Origin of the sequence: Vibrio diabolicus, from assembly GCF_011801455.1 — a bacterium.
GTDB lineage: Bacteria > Pseudomonadota > Gammaproteobacteria > Enterobacterales > Vibrionaceae > Vibrio > Vibrio diabolicus.
This window is the reverse complement of record NZ_CP042451.1, coordinates 2685572-2702044: the sequence shown is the minus strand read 5'-3', so window position 1 is coordinate 2702044 and position 16473 is coordinate 2685572. Positions and strand designations below refer to the sequence as shown.

Annotated in this window: 14 protein-coding genes; 11 read left to right on the top strand and 3 right to left on the bottom strand. The window is 44.8% G+C overall.

The annotated features are described in order from the left end of the window. The first annotated feature begins 10 nt into the window (after window positions 1–10). The 5 genes from recJ (at window position 11) to FR741_RS12780 (ending at window position 6933) form a co-directional block, all read left to right on the top strand. The gene (gene recJ, locus FR741_RS12800; RefSeq protein WP_167426879.1) at window positions 11–1750 is read left to right on the top strand and encodes a single-stranded-DNA-specific exonuclease RecJ; all 1740 of its coding nucleotides are present in this window, start codon (window positions 11–13) and stop codon (window positions 1748–1750) included. 173 nt (window positions 1751–1923) lie between these two features. Then, window positions 1924–3022 (top strand): peptide chain release factor 2 gene (gene prfB, locus FR741_RS12795; protein WP_100068604.1). Its coding sequence is split into 2 segments (ribosomal slippage): window positions 1924–1998 and window positions 2000–3022, totalling 1098 coding nucleotides; the frame shifts between segments, so codons are not numbered across the junction. Between the two features lie 34 nt (window positions 3023–3056). Beyond that, window positions 3057–4574, top strand: coding sequence for a lysine--tRNA ligase (gene lysS / locus FR741_RS12790; protein WP_005397328.1), 1518 nt, complete (start codon window positions 3057–3059; stop codon window positions 4572–4574). Window positions 4575–4818: 244 nt separating this feature from the next. Continuing rightward, the gene (gene vpsR, locus FR741_RS12785) at window positions 4819–6153 is read left to right on the top strand and encodes a cyclic-di-GMP-binding transcriptional regulator VpsR (protein ID WP_046873964.1); all 1335 of its coding nucleotides are present in this window, start codon (window positions 4819–4821) and stop codon (window positions 6151–6153) included. Window positions 6154–6681: 528 nt separating this feature from the next. After that, a complete protein-coding gene (locus tag FR741_RS12780; RefSeq protein ID WP_005397324.1) occupies window positions 6682–6933 on the top strand; it encodes a hypothetical protein in 252 nt (83 codons plus the stop codon). A gap of 134 nt (window positions 6934–7067) precedes the next feature. On the opposite strand, the gene FR741_RS12775 is transcribed toward FR741_RS12780, so the two are convergent. Next, window positions 7068–8102, bottom strand: a complete 1035-nt coding sequence (locus FR741_RS12775) for an NADP(H)-dependent aldo-keto reductase (protein WP_109168799.1) — start codon at window positions 8100–8102, stop codon at window positions 7068–7070. Between the two features lie 154 nt (window positions 8103–8256). Between FR741_RS12775 and FR741_RS12770 the strand changes: the two genes are divergently transcribed. After that, window positions 8257–8568: a DUF6482 family protein gene (locus tag FR741_RS12770; protein WP_150916300.1), complete on the top strand. Its 312-nt coding sequence runs from the start codon at window positions 8257–8259 to the stop codon at window positions 8566–8568. Window positions 8569–8583: 15 nt separating this feature from the next. On the opposite strand, the gene mutH is transcribed toward FR741_RS12770, so the two are convergent. After that, on the bottom strand, window positions 8584–9264 hold the full coding sequence (gene mutH / locus FR741_RS12765) for a DNA mismatch repair endonuclease MutH (protein WP_005397318.1): 681 nt from the start codon (window positions 9262–9264) through the stop codon (window positions 8584–8586). 619 nt (window positions 9265–9883) lie between these two features. On the opposite strand from mutH, the gene rppH reads away from it, so the two are divergent. From rppH to FR741_RS12740, 5 genes are all read left to right on the top strand, one after another. Continuing rightward, window positions 9884–10405: an RNA pyrophosphohydrolase gene (gene rppH / locus FR741_RS12760; protein ID WP_005381953.1), complete on the top strand. Its 522-nt coding sequence runs from the start codon at window positions 9884–9886 to the stop codon at window positions 10403–10405. Between the two features lie 2 nt (window positions 10406–10407). Next, window positions 10408–12654 (top strand): phosphoenolpyruvate--protein phosphotransferase, encoded by a 2247-nt coding sequence (ptsP, locus tag FR741_RS12755; protein WP_047009107.1) that lies wholly within the window; start codon window positions 10408–10410, stop codon window positions 12652–12654. Window positions 12655–12660: 6 nt separating this feature from the next. Then, window positions 12661–13452: a sulfite exporter TauE/SafE family protein gene (locus FR741_RS12750; protein ID WP_006743341.1), complete on the top strand. Its 792-nt coding sequence runs from the start codon at window positions 12661–12663 to the stop codon at window positions 13450–13452. 87 nt (window positions 13453–13539) lie between these two features. Beyond that, a complete protein-coding gene (lgt, locus tag FR741_RS12745) occupies window positions 13540–14361 on the top strand; it encodes a prolipoprotein diacylglyceryl transferase (protein ID WP_167426878.1) in 822 nt (273 codons plus the stop codon). 9 nt (window positions 14362–14370) lie between these two features. Beyond that, window positions 14371–15222: a thymidylate synthase gene (locus tag FR741_RS12740; RefSeq protein ID WP_167426877.1), complete on the top strand. Its 852-nt coding sequence runs from the start codon at window positions 14371–14373 to the stop codon at window positions 15220–15222. 71 nt (window positions 15223–15293) lie between these two features. Here the strand turns inward: FR741_RS12740 and FR741_RS12735 are convergent, their stop codons facing one another. Then, window positions 15294–16436 carry a flavohemoglobin expression-modulating QEGLA motif protein gene (locus FR741_RS12735; RefSeq protein ID WP_167426876.1) on the bottom strand — a complete coding sequence of 381 codons (1143 nt, stop codon included), beginning with the start codon at window positions 16434–16436 and terminating at the stop codon, window positions 15294–15296. Window positions 16437–16473 lie beyond the last annotated feature (37 nt).

Sequence of the window (16473 nt, the reverse complement as noted above, 5' to 3'; positions counted from 1 at the left end):
CTTTTCAAGCATGATAGAAATTCAACGACGTCCTGAACCTGATCTTTCCCTTCTTCCTGATTCCATTCCTCCGATTCTCAAACGTATCTACATCAACCGTGGGATTACGGATCCTGCGCAACTAGAAACGTCAGCTCGTGGTTTGCATTCTTACCAAAAACTCGGGGGGATTGAGCAAGCTGTCGAGCTTTTGTTTCAGGCAATAAAAGAACAAAAACGCATCATCGTTGTTGGTGATTTTGATGCTGATGGCGCGACGAGCTCTGCATTGTCGGTGCTCGCGCTGCGTATGCTTGGTAGTCACAATGTGGACTACCTAGTACCGAATCGTTTTGAAGACGGTTATGGGTTAAGCCCAGAAGTCGTTGACCAGGCATTAGAGCTTGGCGCTGAGATGATCATGACGGTAGATAACGGTGTGTCATCAATCGAAGGCGTGCGTTACGCAAAAGAAAACGGCATTACCGTGCTCGTTACCGACCACCATTTACCGGGACAAGTGTTGCCTGATGTGGATGCAATGGTGAACCCAAACCTTGAGAGCTGTCATTTTCCGTCTAAAGCGCTCGCTGGTGTCGGGGTCGCGTTTTATCTCATGATGGCACTATGCGTTCATATGCGAAAACACAATTGGTTTGCTGAGCAGGGCATGCAAGAGCCTAAGTTGATGGAACTGATTGACCTTGTTGCACTCGGCACTGTAGCTGACGTTGTCCCACTGGATGAAAACAACCGCATTCTTGTGCACCAAGGCCTGCAGCGTATTCGTGCGGGCAAAGCGCGCCCTGGCATTCAAGCATTGATTGAGGTCGCGAAGCGTGATGCGCGTCGTTTGGTGGCGTCCGATTTTGGTTTTGCTTTAGGTCCTCGTATCAATGCTGCTGGTCGCCTTGATGACATGTCATTTGGTGTTGAACTGTTGATGTGTAACAACATTCACGCCGCTCGTCGTATGGCAAGTGAACTGGATGGTTTGAACCAAACTCGTAAAGAGATTGAAGAAGGCATGAAGCAAGAAGCGATGGCTTTCTGCGAGCGTCTTCAGTTTGGTGAAGGCAGTGAGCTTCCTTACGGATTAGCCTTGTTCCAACGTGATTGGCACCAAGGTGTGATTGGTATTTTGGCCTCGCGCATCAAAGAGAAGTTTCACCGTCCAGTCATCGCATTTGCTGATGGCGGAGAAGGGACAATTAAGGGCTCGTGTCGTTCTATTCCGGGGTTACACATGCGTGATGCGTTGGATTTCATCGACACGCAAAACCCAGGTTTGATCATCAAATTTGGTGGTCACGCGATGGCGGCAGGCTTAACAATTAAAGAGCAGGATTTCGAACGTTTCAGCCGTTTATTTGATGAAGTGGTAAAAAAGGAACTCGATGAAGCGGCGCTAAAAGGCGTGATCATGTCTGATGGTGAACTTAAGCCTGAAGAATTCTCTATGCATATCGCTGAACAGCTGCGGTCTGGTGGCCCTTTTGGACAAGCCTTTCCTGAACCAATCTTTGATGGTGAGTTTAAAGTGTTGCATCAAAAGCTGGTGGGTGAGAAGCATCTTAAATTGATGTTAGAGCCGCTTTACAAAGGTCACCCTACCAATGTGATGATCGACGGCATTGCATTTAATGTCGATTTGCGTCGCTGGCCGGATGCATCAGTTAAAACGGTACGTTTAGCTTACAAATTGGATGTGAATGAATTTCGTGGTAATCAATCACTGCAATTGATGATCGATCATATCGAAGCTAAGTAATATTTAGATTAACCTTTCTTATAGAGTACGGTTGCCCCTAAGAGGGTGTAAAATTTTATGACCGTGCTCTCTCTAACCGCAATCTGATTTCTCATCCGAAATTTTCCTGTATCTCGGTCACATTTTTCAGTAGAATTTCTCGGTTAAATTCTATTCTAAAATGTTGAGTAAACATGTTTGAAATCAATCCAATTAAAAACCGTCTGCAGGACGTGTCTCAGCGCACAAATGTCCTGAGGGGGTATCTTTGACTATGACGCGAAGAAAGAGCGTCTAGAAGAAGTCAACGCAGAGCTTGAACAACCTGATGTATGGAACGAACCTGAACGTGCACAAGCACTGGGTAAAGAGCGTGCATCGCTAGAAGCGGTTGTTGAAACTATTGATCAACTAGAGCAAGGTGTAGAAGACGTAGAAGGTCTTCTTGAGCTGGCTGTAGAAGAAGAAGATCAAGAAACATTTGACGAAATCGAACCAGAACTTGCTGAGTTGGAAGAGAAGCTAGAAAAGCTTGAATTCCGTCGTATGTTCTCGGGCGACCATGATAGTTCAGATTGCTACATCGATTTGCAAGCTGGCTCTGGTGGTACGGAAGCACAAGACTGGACCAACATGCTGCTGCGTATGTACCTACGCTGGGCAGAGGCGAAGGGCTTCAAAGCTGAAGTGATTGAAGTCTCTGAAGGTGAAGTCGCGGGTCTTAAGTCGGCAACAGTTCGCATCTCTGGTGAGTATGCCTACGGTTGGTTGCGCACTGAAACGGGCGTTCATCGTCTTGTTCGTAAATCTCCGTTCGATTCAGGCGGCCGTCGCCATACGTCATTTGCGTCTGCGTTCATCTATCCAGAGATTGATGAAAACATCGACATCGACATTAATCCTTCTGACCTACGCATCGACGTTTACCGTGCGTCAGGCGCAGGTGGTCAGCACGTCAACACCACAGAATCTGCGGTACGTATTACGCACGTACCAACGAACACTGTGGTTCAGTGTCAGAATGACCGTTCTCAACATAAGAACAAAGATCAGGCAATGAAACAGCTTCGAGCGAAGCTATTTGAGCTTGAATTGCAAAAGCAAAACGCGGAAAAACAAGCTAATGAAGACGCTAAGTCTGACATTGGCTGGGGTAGCCAGATCCGTTCTTACGTATTGGATGACTCACGTATTAAGGACCTCCGTACGGGCATTGAAAACCGTAATACTCAAGCGGTTCTTGATGGCGATCTGGACAAATTTATTGAAGCTAGCCTGAAATCAGGCCTATAAAGCTTTTCACCGACAAAAACAGGATACATCGAAAATGACTGATGCTGTTCAAAACGAAACTGTACTAGAAGAAAATAAGCTGATTGCTGAACGCCGCGCTAAACTGGATGAAATCCGAAAGAGCTGCAAAGCAAACGGCCACCCAAACGACTTCCGTCGTGACGCACTAGCGGGCGACCTTCAAAAAGAGTTCGGTGAAAAGACGAAGGAAGAGCTAGAAGAGCTTAACCACGTGGTTGCAATTGCTGGCCGTATTATGGCTAAGCGTGGTCCATTCCTAGTAATTCAAGAAACATCTGGCCGTATCCAAGCTTACGCTGCTAAAGACGTACAAAAAGAGCTAAAAGAGAAATACCAAGGTCTTGATATCGGTGACATCATCGGTGTTAAAGGTGCGCTGCACAAATCTGGTAAGGGTGACCTATACGTGAACATGGAAGAATACGAGTTGCTAACTAAAGCACTTCGTCCACTTCCTGAGAAGTTCCACGGTCTTACTGACCAAGAAATGCGTTACCGTCAGCGTTACGTTGATCTGATTGTGAACGAAGATTCACGTAAAGCATTTATTGTACGTTCTAAAGTAATGTCTGCAATTCGTAACTTCATGATCTCAAAACAGTTCATGGAAGTAGAAACGCCGATGATGCACGTGATCCCTGGTGGTGCAAGTGCACGCCCATTCATCACGCATCATAACGCGCTAGACATGCCAATGTACCTACGTATTGCACCTGAGCTATACCTGAAGCGTCTAGTGGTTGGTGGCTTCGATCGCGTATTCGAAATTAACCGTAACTTCCGTAACGAAGGTCTTTCTCCACGTCATAACCCAGAATTCACTATGATGGAATTCTACATGGCGTACGCGGATTACAAAGATCTGATGGACTTTACTGAAGAACTACTAAGCTCGGTAGCGCAAGAAGTTCTAGGTTCAACATCAATGCCTTACGGTGATGAAACGGTTGAGTTTGGTGGTACTTACACTCGTATGAGCATGTTTGAAGCAATCAAGCAGTACAACCCAGATCACGCTCAAATCCAAGCGCTAACCGAAGAAGATCTACAAAACCGTGAGCTGATGGTTTCTATCGCGAAATCAGTACATGTTGAAGTAGAAGACTTCTGGACATGTGGTCAGCTTCTAGAAGAAATCTTCGGTGAAACAGCAGAACCTAAGCTAATGCAGCCAACGTTCATCACTGGCTACCCAGCGGACATCTCTCCATTAGCTCGCCGTAGCGATGACAACCCGTTCTTTACAGACCGCTTTGAATTCTTCATCGGCGGTCGTGAAGTGGCGAATGGCTTCTCAGAGCTTAACGATGCAGAAGATCAAGACGCGCGCTTTAAAGCACAGGTTGAAGCTAAAGAGTCTGGTGACGACGAAGCCATGTTCTACGATGCAGATTACATCACTGCACTAGAGCACGGCCTACCACCAACGGCAGGCCAAGGTATCGGTATCGACCGTCTGGTTATGCTACTGACTAACACGCACACTATCCGTGACGTGATCCTATTCCCAGCAATGCGCCCACAAGCGTAATTTGGCAGGATGATCAAAAAAACCACCTTCGGGTGGTTTTTTTATGCCTTTTAGTTAAATAAGTTCAAGTTGTTGCATTTGCTTTTTAATAGGATATGCAAATAAACATTCGCCAAATCTCAATCTATTGCATAGTCTTAATACTGAGACAGACGTGGGGGCGCGGAGTCTCGATAATGTTACCCGCTCGCAAAGATAGGTTTGTGGCGCAAAATTTCTATTAACAATGAAAAAGGGTTAGAGAATGGCTGGGCAGTTTAAGATGGATTCCATCCCGGGATCGCTTGTGGTAGTTGGCGGTACTTATGAGCCTTGGTTATCAGTACTTGAGCAAGTGGGCTGGAAGTGTCACCAAGTGGGTGACTTACGCAAAGCTAATACGTTGTTAGAGGATATTGGTCCATGTATCGGTATTGTCGATCTCAGCCATGACGAATTCAGCTTGAACGGTTTGGCGAACTTAGTCAGTTCTCACAAACACGTGCGTTGGTTAGCGTTTATTCGTGAATCTCAGCTTGGCACTGATACCATATGCCAGTTCATTGTTAACTTTTGTATCGACTTTTTCACTGCGCCAATCCCGGATGCCCAGCTTTTAAGCACGATTGGTCACCAGCTTGGTATGCTCAAGTTGGAGAAAAAAGTTTGGCCTAGTTTTGGTAGCAGCTTAGACATGGGGCTGATCGGTGAATCTATCCCGATGAAGCGTTTACGCGATCAAGTAAAGAGAATCGGTCCGACGGACGTCAGTATTCTGATTTCTGGGGAAAGTGGTACAGGTAAAGAAGCGGTTGCTCGCGCTATCCACAAAGTCTCTTCACGTTCTCATAAACCGTTTATGGCAATTAACTGTCGCGCACTCAATGAGCAACGTTTCCAGGCGGAAGTGTTTGGTATCAATGCCGATGAAGATATGGAAGCATGCATGCTCGAACAAGCGGATGGCGGTACGGTGCTGTTTAATGACATTCTTACTATCTCAAAAGAGCAGCAAATGAATCTGCTGAGATTCTTGCAAGAAGGCACCATTGATACCAAAGATGGTGTAAAAGCGGTCAATGTGCGCATCCTTGCTGCTAACTCGTCAGATGTAGAAAAAGCCTTGATTGACGGAGATTTTAATGAAGAGCTTTATCACTACATTAACGTATTACGCATTAATGTCCCGAGCTTAAAAGAGCGCGCGAGCGATATTTCTTTGTTAGCGCGCTATTACTTACAAGAGTTTTCTAAAGAGTATAACTCGCAAGCAAAAAGCTTTTCTGAGGATGCACTCAAGGCACTGACACGTTATTTCTGGCCAGGTAACGTACGTGAATTGATGAACCAAGTGAAACGAGCGGTTCTGATGTCTGACAGCGTAATGATTGAAGAGCATCACCTAGATTTGCCTCAGCGTAATGACTCAAAGCGTAGTTTGAAATCGATTCGTGAGAAGAGTGAGCGTGACGCGTTACTGGTTGTTTTGGAATCTCATTCTGGTCAAGTTTCGAATGCGGCGAAGGAGCTTGGTGTTTCACGCGCGACGATGTATCGACTACTGAACAAACATAATTTGATTTCTGATCAAGCCATGTAATTTGTTCTTTCTGAAGTTAAATTGGTGAATGAATATCAGTGAAGGAGCGGCTACAAAGCCGCTCTTTTTGTTTTGTATTCAGTTTGATTTATAAAATCCGCAATTTCATATATTCCCTAGGTGAATATGTTATATAGAAAAGTATATGAAACTGAATTGCGGTGTATTGGTTTGTTTTTAATCAAAAAGACAAAAAATGTTTGATATATATTCATCAAAGCTTACAATTTAACCGTAACTCAATGAGTTATACCTTTCATAAACGGATTAATTTTTAGCTAGGAGGCGCAAGATGAAACATTACGTTGTTAACACCACTGCTTGCGCTGATCGTATGCCTATCGCTCCGATGACTCTTAAGTCGGATGATACCAATACCACTGGCTCACAAGATAAAAATTAATCCGTAACCTATCTTATTTATTACTAGGCTGCGGAAAAGTAGCGGCTTAGTATCAACAGAACACCTCTGTTCATTTTACGCACTATTTTTCCCAGTCGAATACATCGATAATCGGAGAAAATATTATGCGTCACTCTATTTACCTACAACTGGCAACTTTGCTATTGAAAGCAGACCTTAAACGCGAAGAAAAGCAATGGCAGCGAACCATACGCCGCACTGCTCATGATGTTCCATGGACGAATGTTCATCTATTGAGGGATATTGGTTTAGATAGCGATGGTCGTTCCACACGCGCCAATGTTCCGGATGCAGTAAAAGTTGAACGTCGAGTTCGTCACCTTCGTCGAGTTTTAACGTCGCGAATAATGACGTAATCGTTAGCGTGTTGGACTGACTAAGTTGCTATCGAGTCATTCAACACGCTTAACGTGCGATATGAAGTCATACTTCATTTGATAAACAGCTGACCTTGAAGGTCAGCTGTTTTCGTTTGAGGGGAGCTTTACTGTTAAGGGCATGGATTCGAGTAGGTTGTACCAATTGCTTGAATCTCAGTCAGGAGCTCATCGCTTAGTTTTAGATCGATACTGTCGATGTTGGCTTTTAATTGGTCGAGGTTGGTCGCGCCGATAATATTAGATGCTACAAATGGGCGCTGATTGACAAATGCAAGTGCCATTTGTGCAGGATCCAAACCATGCTCTTGTGCTAAATTGACGTAAGCTTCGGTCGCTTTAACACCTTGTGGAGTGAAGTAGCGCGCAAAACGCTCCCACTTAGTGCATCGAGCGCCTTCAGGTTTTGCCCCGTTTAGGTATTTACCACTCAGGCAGCCAAATGCCAAAGGAGAGTAAGCAAGTAACTGAACGCCTTCGTAATGGCTGATTTCAGACAAGCCAACTTCGAAGCTGCGGTTCAATAAGTTATATGGGTTTTGAATGGAGACAATTCTTGGCAAATCGTGTTTCTCTGCCAAACGCAGTAGCGACATCACACCCCACGGCGTCTCGTTTGATACGCCGATATAGCGTACTTTGCCTGCATTCACTAATTCTGTAAGCGCTTCCAATGTTTCAATTAACGTGACTTCTTCTTGTTTGTCAGGGTATGGGTAGTTGAGTTGACCAAAGCAGTTAGTTTGACGTTGAGGCCAATGTAATTGGTATAAATCGACATAATCCGTTTGCAGGCGGTTAAGGCTGTCATCAATTGCTGTATGGATGTGGCGACGATTAAGGCTCATGTTGTCTCGGATGTGAGGGACACCACGAGGGCCAGCCACTTTTGTTGCCAGCACAACTTTTTCACGTTTGCCGCTCTTTGCTAACCAATTACCGATGTATTGCTCGGTGAGTCCTTGCGTTTCCGCTTTGGGAGGTACAGGGTACATCTCTGCGGTATCAATGAAATTCACCCCATGATCAAGGGCAAAGTCGAGCTGTTCAAAGGCGTCCTTTTCTGTATTTTGCTCGCCAAACGTCATGGTTCCGAGGCAGATTTTACTGATCTCAAGTGATGAGTGCGGTAGTTTTGTGTATTGCATATCACGTCCTTGAAGAGTTACCGACTAAATAAGTGATTCCAATATAGGGGATTTTTAACCGCTATCGCAAATGATTTACGTATAAAGGAAGACCAAACTCGAAAGCTATACATAGCCTAACTACACTTAAATGATCGTGTGAAGGAGGTACGTTATGCAGAAGCATCAATTGGACATGTGGTTACACGGTCCCCATAAAGATACTTATAAAACTCCCAAAGTATTTGTGATTGGGTGTTCTGATGTCTCTGACTATTTGCTAGCAGTGGAGTACAAGCATCAACTTGAGCCGATTAAAGACGGTGAAGAGCCGATACATTTCGGTTCGCTAGATTTGGTGAAAGAAGAGCTGCTGAGGTTAGGGGTAGATAAAGCGTACTTAAGGCTGCACAATGCGTATGACGAATGTGGCACTGAAGAGGCAGCCTCGTACTGTGATATCGAGTTATCGCTCGTGACGCACTAAATGGCGGAAACAACATTACTCAGATGGCGTGCTGATGTAGTGCTTGAGTAAGATCTGCTCAGTAAACTGTGTTCTGAGGTAAAAACCTCGGGGCAGAGTTTTTATCGGCTTGCCATTTGAGCTGTATGCTTCGGTGAGTGCTTTTGCATTCGCGGCTTTAGGGCGAAGATGCAGCGCTTCTCCGTGTCTGGCGGAAATTTGATCAAATTTCCCCAAGACGATCATCTCCATTAGCTCTTCCCAGTCGTTTCGTAAAATACGCTCTTCGTCGTCGTCTGGTGACCAAATCAGTGGGCTACCAACACGTCTTTCTGCAAGTGGAATTTCTCGTTCCCCTTCCACTGGTACCCAAAGCACACGAGACAGCTTGTTGCGTACGTGGCTTGTTTCCCATGTAAGACCATGAACACCTGTGAGAGGAGCCACCGAAACAAAGGTTGTTTCCAACGGTTTGCCAGAGTGACTGATCGGAATACTTTTCAGCTCGATCCCTAGCTTAGCGAAATCTTGTTGAGGTTTACTGCCAGCTGGGGCGCCCAAGTGCCATTCGAGTAATTGACCCACCCAACCTTTATCTCGTTTTAAGTTTTCAGGAACAATCATATTCGCCTCGGCGGCCAACTCAGCAAAACTGAGTCCTGCCATATCATGCGCTCGTTCCAATAGCTCTGCTTCTGTTTGTGGTTCTGGTTTCATAGTCACAAGGTGGTATTACAAAAAATATAGTTTATCAAACTCCGGCCAAATCTACTGTTTAAGATTTCACCGAGGCGGTGTAAGAACGATCAATTCATAACTTATCCACAGGTGGAGGAGGTATTGATAAGATCCTGACGGGGTCTGTATGAATAAACAGGGGTTAAAATGCATTTTTGGGGTTGATTTTGTTGTAATCATCTAAACGAATAGCAGGTGAGTGTGGATAAATAGCCTATTGGTGGATCTTTGACCGATCTGAGTTTGGTGAAAAGATCATCAAGAAACTGAAGATCGATTTATCGCTATTTTTTAAAATAAAGACTTTTTTATCAATGCTTTATGTTTGTTTTTTTGTTTCTTTATTTGTTTTGCTTGTGATGGGGTTGAACAGAATTACTCATTTGAATTGAATTCTTCACAAAGTTATTCACAGAAAAGGTGAATAAATGTGGGCAATGTCTCACTCTTGTGTTGATAAGGTATGGCTTGATTAAAAGATATCCAAATATGGTGAAAAGGTAATAAATCTTGCTCATATCACATCAGTAAGTTTGCTAGTAATGGGGATATGTGGAAAAATCACGGTAATAAAAAATTTATTCATAGAGGTTAGCCAGTGATAGATGGCGATGGTTACCGACTTAATGTTGGTATTGTGATATGTAATAACCATGGTCAGGTCTTCTGGGCTAAACGATACGGGCAACACTCATGGCAATTTCCACAAGGTGGAATTGACGAAGGTGAAACTCCTGAACAAGCCATGTTCAGGGAGTTATATGAAGAAGTCGGTTTAACGAAAAAAGACGTTAAGATCATTGCAACAAGTCGTCATTGGTTAAGATATAAGCTACCAAAACGATTGGTGCGTTGGGACTCCAAGCCTGTTTGTATCGGCCAAAAACAGAAATGGTTTCTGCTGAGATTAGAATGCGATGAATCTCGTATTAATATGCAACGCGGAAAATCCCCTGAATTTGATGGTTGGCGCTGGGTGAGTTACTGGTATCCAGTTAGGCAAGTTGTTTCTTTCAAGCGAGATGTTTATCGACGAGCGATGAAAGAGTTTGCATCCTTAGCCATGCCTTTTCGAGAGAGAAAAGCGAAAGGGAAAAGAAAAAAGCAACGTAGAGGATAATCATGCTCAGTCAGCTAAGGGAAATAGTTGAGAAAGTCTCCAGGGTCGATGATGTGCATCTGGCACTCGATATATTGGTGAAAGAGACTTGTGCTGCCCTTCGCACTGAGTGCTGTACTATCTATCTTGCTAATGAAGAAATGCAGCGCCTTGAGTTAATGGCAACTCAAGGCCTTATTTTTGAAGGTGATAGTATTCATATCAACTTCAATGAAGGCTTGGTTGGGTTGGTTAAACGAAGCGCAGAGCCACTCAACCTTGCCGAAGCCTCAAAACATCCCGAGTTTAAATTCTTCCCTCAACTCGGTGAACAGATTTACCACTCCTTTTTAGCCACTCCAATCATTCATCGCAAACAAGTTTTAGGTGTGTTGGTGATCCAGCAAAAAACACCTCGCTTGTTCAGTGAAATGGAAGAGTCTTTTCTTGTCACGTTGTCCGCTCAGCTAGCAGTGCTTATTGCGCATGCGCAGAATCTTGGGCATTGGCAGTTGGCATCTAAACCCACGGTATTAAAAGGTTTGCCTGCATCTACTGGTGTCGCGATTGGAGAGTTTTGGTTCGACAATACCCAGCCGAGTTTATCGGATGTTTTCCCTTCGTCCACGTTAGATAAAGAACGTGAGCACGAGACATTGCTGGTGGCGATAGAGCGAGCGTTAAATGACTTTCGCCGTATGCGGAAAAAACTGGACAGTGAAATCAACAAAGATGCGCTGGCGATCTTCGATCTGTTTACTCACTTACTGAATGATCCGATGCTTCGCGGTGATTTGAAGAAGCAGATTGAAAAAGGAGATAGGGCAGACTGGGCGTTACGCCAAGTTGTAGAATCATACTCGAATCGATTTGCCAGAATGTCGGATGTATACATGCGTGAAAGAGCGCAAGATATCCGAGAGTTAGGGCAAAGGCTGCTCTATTTTCTGCACAACAGTGAGCAAGAAAATTCTGCAATTGATCGTCCCATTATTTTGGTGGCGAACGAACTCACTGCCACCTTGCTCGCTTCTGTACCTAAAGAGTTTTTGTTAGCTGTCGTATCATTAGAGGGAGGCGCAAACTCTCACGCTGCCATTTTATCTCGAGCTCTTGGGGTCCCTGCAGTCATGGGCGCCAACATTAATCCGGATGTGGTGAATGGCAAACTCGGGATAGTCGACGGCTATACGGGTGAGATCTTCTTAGAGCCAAACCGCCAGTTGTTGCGAGAGTATCGCAGCTTAGTAAGCGAAGAGTCTGAATTGTTTGCCATGGTAAACAAAGACCTCGCACTCCCTGCGGTTACGCAAGATAATCACCATATCGAAATTATGCTGAACGCGGGACTCAGTGCAGACAGTAATATTGCCATCAATACAGGTGTTGATGGTGTTGGGTTGTACCGAACTGAGATTGCATTTTTACTTCAGCATCACTTTCCGTCGGAAGATGAGCAGTATCATCAATATCAAGCGATACTCAACAGTTATCCGAATCAACGAGTGGTGATGCGCACTTTGGATATTGGTGGTGACAAACCTTTGCCATATTTGCCGATCGAAGAAGATAATCCGTTTCTAGGCTGGCGTGGCATTCGTTTTACATTGGATCATCCAGACATTTTCTTGATCCAGCTGCGTGCAATGTTAAGGGCGAGTGCAGAAAGCGGTAACTTAAGTATTTTGTTGCCAATGGTGTCTGGGGTAAAAGAGCTAGACGATGCCATTAGCTTGATTAATCAAGCCCACAGCGAAGCCGTGTTGCTTGATGATAGAATTCAGTTCCCACAAGTTGGGGTCATGATCGAAGTGCCATCAATGGTGTATTTATTGCCAACGATTGCTCACCGTGTTGATTTTGTTTCTGTCGGGACAAACGATTTAACCCAGTATTTATTAGCGGTTGATAGGAACAATTCCCGCGTCGCGGATGTCTATGAATCTATGCATCCTGCGGTACTGCTAGCGCTTAAGCAAATCCATGACGTGTGCGATAAGTATCAGGTGCCAGTGTGTATTTGTGGTGAGTTAGCTGGCGACCCATTTGGCGCTCTTCTCTTACTTGGGTTAGGGTATACCAGTTTGAGTATGAACACCTCCAACGTGGCTAAGGTGAAATATTTGATTCGTCATAGCCAACAAGAAGAATTAGAAAAATTAGCGGAGCAAGCAATGACAAAGTCCTACGGGGAGGACATTCATCAAATGATGCATGACTTCTTCATCCAACAGGGTTTTGCGGGCTTTATCCGTGCAGGTAAAAAGTAGGAAATCGTGACCGTCTCTTTATTTTTGTTATTGTTGGCGCTAGGCGCTTTTGTGGGTGTGATGGCGGGGTTACTCGGTATCGGTGGTGGTTTGATAGTTGTTCCTGCCTTGTTGTATTTGCTTCCTCTTGCTGGAATCTCTCCAGAAATGAGTATGCACATGGCCCTAGCCACTTCGTTAGCGAGTATTATTGTTACGTCAGGCTCATCGGCGATGAATCACCTTAAGCTCGGCAATGTCGATATGTTCGTCGTAAAATGGTTGATGCCAGGTGTGGTTATAGGTGGTTTTGTCGGTGCCAATATTGCTGAGTGGATCCCTACGCACTACTTGCCGAAAGTATTTGGTGTCATTGTTCTTTGCCTGTCAGTACAAATGTTCCGTTCCATTAAAGTTACGAGCAGTAAACCTATGCCGAGCAGCCCGGTGACCGTTGCGTATGGCACGGGGATTGGCGTTGTATCAAGCCTTGCTGGTATTGGTGGTGGTTCACTATCGGTCCCATTTTTAAATAAACACGGGATAGAAATGCGTAAAGCGGTGGGCTCATCCTCCGTTTGTGGTTGCGTGATTGCTATTTCTGGTATGATCGGCTTCATCTTACATGGCTATAAAGTGGAAGGCTTACCTTCATACAGTATTGGCTATGTTTATCTTCCCGCTTTATTAGCGATTGCCATGGCCTCGATGCTCACAACAAAAGTGGGTGCGAAGCTGGCAACTAACCTTCCAACTGCGGTATTAAAAAAGATATTCGCGGTGTTCTTAATGTTTGTAGCAGCGACCATGCTGCTTTAAGTTTGTACCCAAGTCATTCTCGCTGAACCAAGCATCTAGAGGTTACTTGGGTATATTTATTTTGTTGTGATAAGAAGAGAATGATTTATGTCTCAGGGATATATTGAATTTCCCAATATTGATCCGGTTTTAATCTCTATTGGTCCTGTTTCGGTTCGTTGGTACGGTTTGATGTACCTTGTGGGCTTTATGTTCGCCCTATGGTTGGCGAACCGACGTGCGGATAAGCCGGGAAGTGGTTGGACACGAGAACAGGTTTCTGATTTGTTGTTCGCAGGCTTCCTTGGCGTTGTGATTGGTGGCCGTGTTGGCTACGTGCTTTTCTACAATTTTGAGCTTTTCCTGGCTGACCCTTTGTATTTGTTTAAAGTGTGGACCGGTGGTATGTCTTTCCACGGGGGCTTACTGGGTGTGATTACCGCGATGTTCTGGTATGCACACAAAAACGGGCGAACGTTCTTCGGCGTTGCCGACTTTATCGCGCCGCTTGTGCCATTTGGTCTGGGTATGGGGCGTTTAGGTAACTTCATGAACAGCGAATTGTGGGGCCGAGTAACGGATATGCCTTGGGCGATCGTTTTCCCAAATGGTGGTCCACTGCCACGTCATCCATCGCAGCTTTATGAAATGGCGCTTGAAGGTATCGTACTTTTCTTCATCTTGAATTGGTTCATCAAGAAACCTCGTCCTCTAGGTTCTGTTTCAGGACTCTTTCTTGCGGGTTACGGAACCTTCCGTTTCCTAGTAGAATACGTGCGCGAACCAGACGCTCATTTGGGGTTATTCGGTGGCTTTATTTCCATGGGACAGATTCTATCCCTGCCAATGGTGGTTATCGGTGTCCTAATGATGGTTTGGGCATACAAACGTGGTCATTACAAAGACGAGTTACCACAAAAGACGAAGTAAGGTATTGGTGTGAAACAGTATTTAGATTTGTGTCAACGCATCGTTGACCAAGGTGTTTGGGTTGAAAATGAGCGTACAGGCAAGCGCTGCCTGACCGTAATCAACGCGGATTTAACCTACGATGTTGCGAACAATCAATTTCCGTTGGTAACCACACGTAAAAGTTTTTGGAATGCGGCCGTTGCAGAGCTACTAGGGTATATTCGTGGTTACGATAATGCGGAAGATTTTCGTAAGCTGGGCACGAAAACCTGGGATGCCAATGCCAACCTAAATGATGCTTGGTTAAATAATCCATATCGTAAGGGCGAAGACGACATGGGCCGTGTCTACGGTGTCCAAGGGCGCGCATGGGCGAAGCCTGATGGCGGGCATGTTGACCAATTACGCAAGATAGTGGATGACTTAACGCGTGGTGTTGATGATCGCGGTGAAATCTTGAACTTCTACAACCCGGGTGAATTCCACATGGGGTGCTTGCGTCCTTGCATGTATAGCCACCATTTTTCATTGCTGGATGATACGCTTTACCTGAACAGTACTCAGCGTTCGTGTGATGTACCGCTTGGCTTAAACTTCAATATGGTTCAAGTTTACGTGTTCTTGGCGATCATGGCGCAAATCACGGGCAAGAAACCTGGTCAGGCATTTCATAAGATTGTGAATGCGCACATTTATGAAGATCAGCTTGAACTGATGCGTGATGTTCAGTTGAAACGTGAACCATTAAAAGCGCCGACGTTCCACATCAATCCAGAGATTAAATCTCTAGAAGATCTGGAAACATGGGTCACACTGGATGATTTTTGGGTTGAAGGATACGAGCATCACGACCCTATTCGTTACCCATTCTCAGTGTAACCAGTGTTGTTCTTCAAGATATGAAAAAAGCTCCGAATGGAGCTTTTTTGCTTTTTCGTACTTTGAAGATATTACTTGAGTGCACTGACAATATAGCGGTGAATAGGGTTGGTCTGCTTCGGTGCAGACAGTGCCGGGCTAATAAACTTGGGTTGGGTGAATATTTGTTTGCTCACTAATGAGCGGATAAGCTCAAAATATTTCAGTTCTGTTTTCCCACATAGCAACAATGAAAAGTCATTGCCCAGTTTATCGTAGGCATTTAGAACCTCTCGGAACCCTCTGAGGTACAAGTAATCCTTCGTCAAACCGCCTCCTCGATACACACGAGCAGTCGTTGTGAATGCTTGAAGGTCAGACGTTTTATACTGTTCTTTTAATAGCATGAACGTATGGCGGAAATCGCGATCCTTGATCATCGACTCTACCGCCAGGACTCGTAAGGCTAAGGTTCTTAGGCGTTTGATACTGAAATGTCCTGACAGATATTCACACAATATAGCCAGCCCTTCTTGGGTGTTTGTATTAGCTGGGCACCCTAAGCTCAGAACCTTTAGCGGTTGTTGACGACCGTTAAGCGTAGTAAGAAGGTGTACACCCATTTCATGATGTGCGAGAGCCTCTAACTCATCGGTCGCGATGTATGCTGCGTGGTTAATTTTGACTCGAGATCCCGAAACGAGTGCGTTTGCTAACATCCCATCCAACACCTGTATTTCACACTCATATCCATTACGTTGAGCAAAGTTTTGCATGAAGTGTGCTATCGCGCGGCTATCATGCTGCGGTTTGCTCTCTTCTTCCGTGGGAAGGTGTAAAATGAAATGGGCGTTGGCAATATCTTTGGCGCTCGGCTCTCCGTAATAGCGCAGGGAGTTATAAAGAAACTCTTGTGTACCGATAGTATTCACTTGATCCAATTTATCTGCGTAAGACTGAATCACATCCGCGTACAGCTTTTGTAATTGGGTGTCTTGAATATTTTCTAAAGGCAGTTCATACAGACGTCGTTTTGCGCTGTGAGTATCTAGATTGGTGGTTGAGTATTGGAAGTTAGGCTCTTGAGAGTATTTGTTCTTAATAAAGCGCTCTCTTTCCTGAGCATAATTGAGAGGATTCACGCTACTGAGGATATCAATATCAGCAACCAGTTGAGTTAGGTTTTCGTCTATTGCGAGTAGCTGATCAGAAATAGTGCCATTAAGCTGCGTCATGTTGTCGACTCCAAATGAGGTAGCCCAGCATAAGTAT

Excerpts from the sequence above, each read along its gene's own strand:
- FR741_RS12775 (WP_109168799.1), bottom strand. The coding sequence starts at position 8,102 with ATGCAATACACAAAACTACCGCACTCATCACTTGAGATCAGTAAAATC.
- lysS (WP_005397328.1), top strand. The coding sequence starts at position 3,057 with ATGACTGATGCTGTTCAAAACGAAACTGTACTAGAAGAAAATAAGCTG.
- recJ (WP_167426879.1), top strand. The coding sequence starts at position 11 with ATGATAGAAATTCAACGACGTCCTGAACCTGATCTTTCCCTTCTTCCT.
- vpsR (WP_046873964.1), top strand. The coding sequence starts at position 4,819 with ATGGCTGGGCAGTTTAAGATGGATTCCATCCCGGGATCGCTTGTGGTA.
- mutH (WP_005397318.1), bottom strand. The coding sequence starts at position 9,264 with ATGAAACCAGAACCACAAACAGAAGCAGAGCTATTGGAACGAGCGCAT.
- FR741_RS12780 (WP_005397324.1), top strand. The coding sequence starts at position 6,682 with ATGCGTCACTCTATTTACCTACAACTGGCAACTTTGCTATTGAAAGCA.
- lgt (WP_167426878.1), top strand. The coding sequence starts at position 13,540 with ATGTCTCAGGGATATATTGAATTTCCCAATATTGATCCGGTTTTAATC.
- ptsP (WP_047009107.1), top strand. The coding sequence starts at position 10,408 with ATGCTCAGTCAGCTAAGGGAAATAGTTGAGAAAGTCTCCAGGGTCGAT.
- FR741_RS12770 (WP_150916300.1), top strand. The coding sequence starts at position 8,257 with ATGCAGAAGCATCAATTGGACATGTGGTTACACGGTCCCCATAAAGAT.
- FR741_RS12735 (WP_167426876.1), bottom strand. The coding sequence starts at position 16,436 with ATGACGCAGCTTAATGGCACTATTTCTGATCAGCTACTCGCAATAGAC.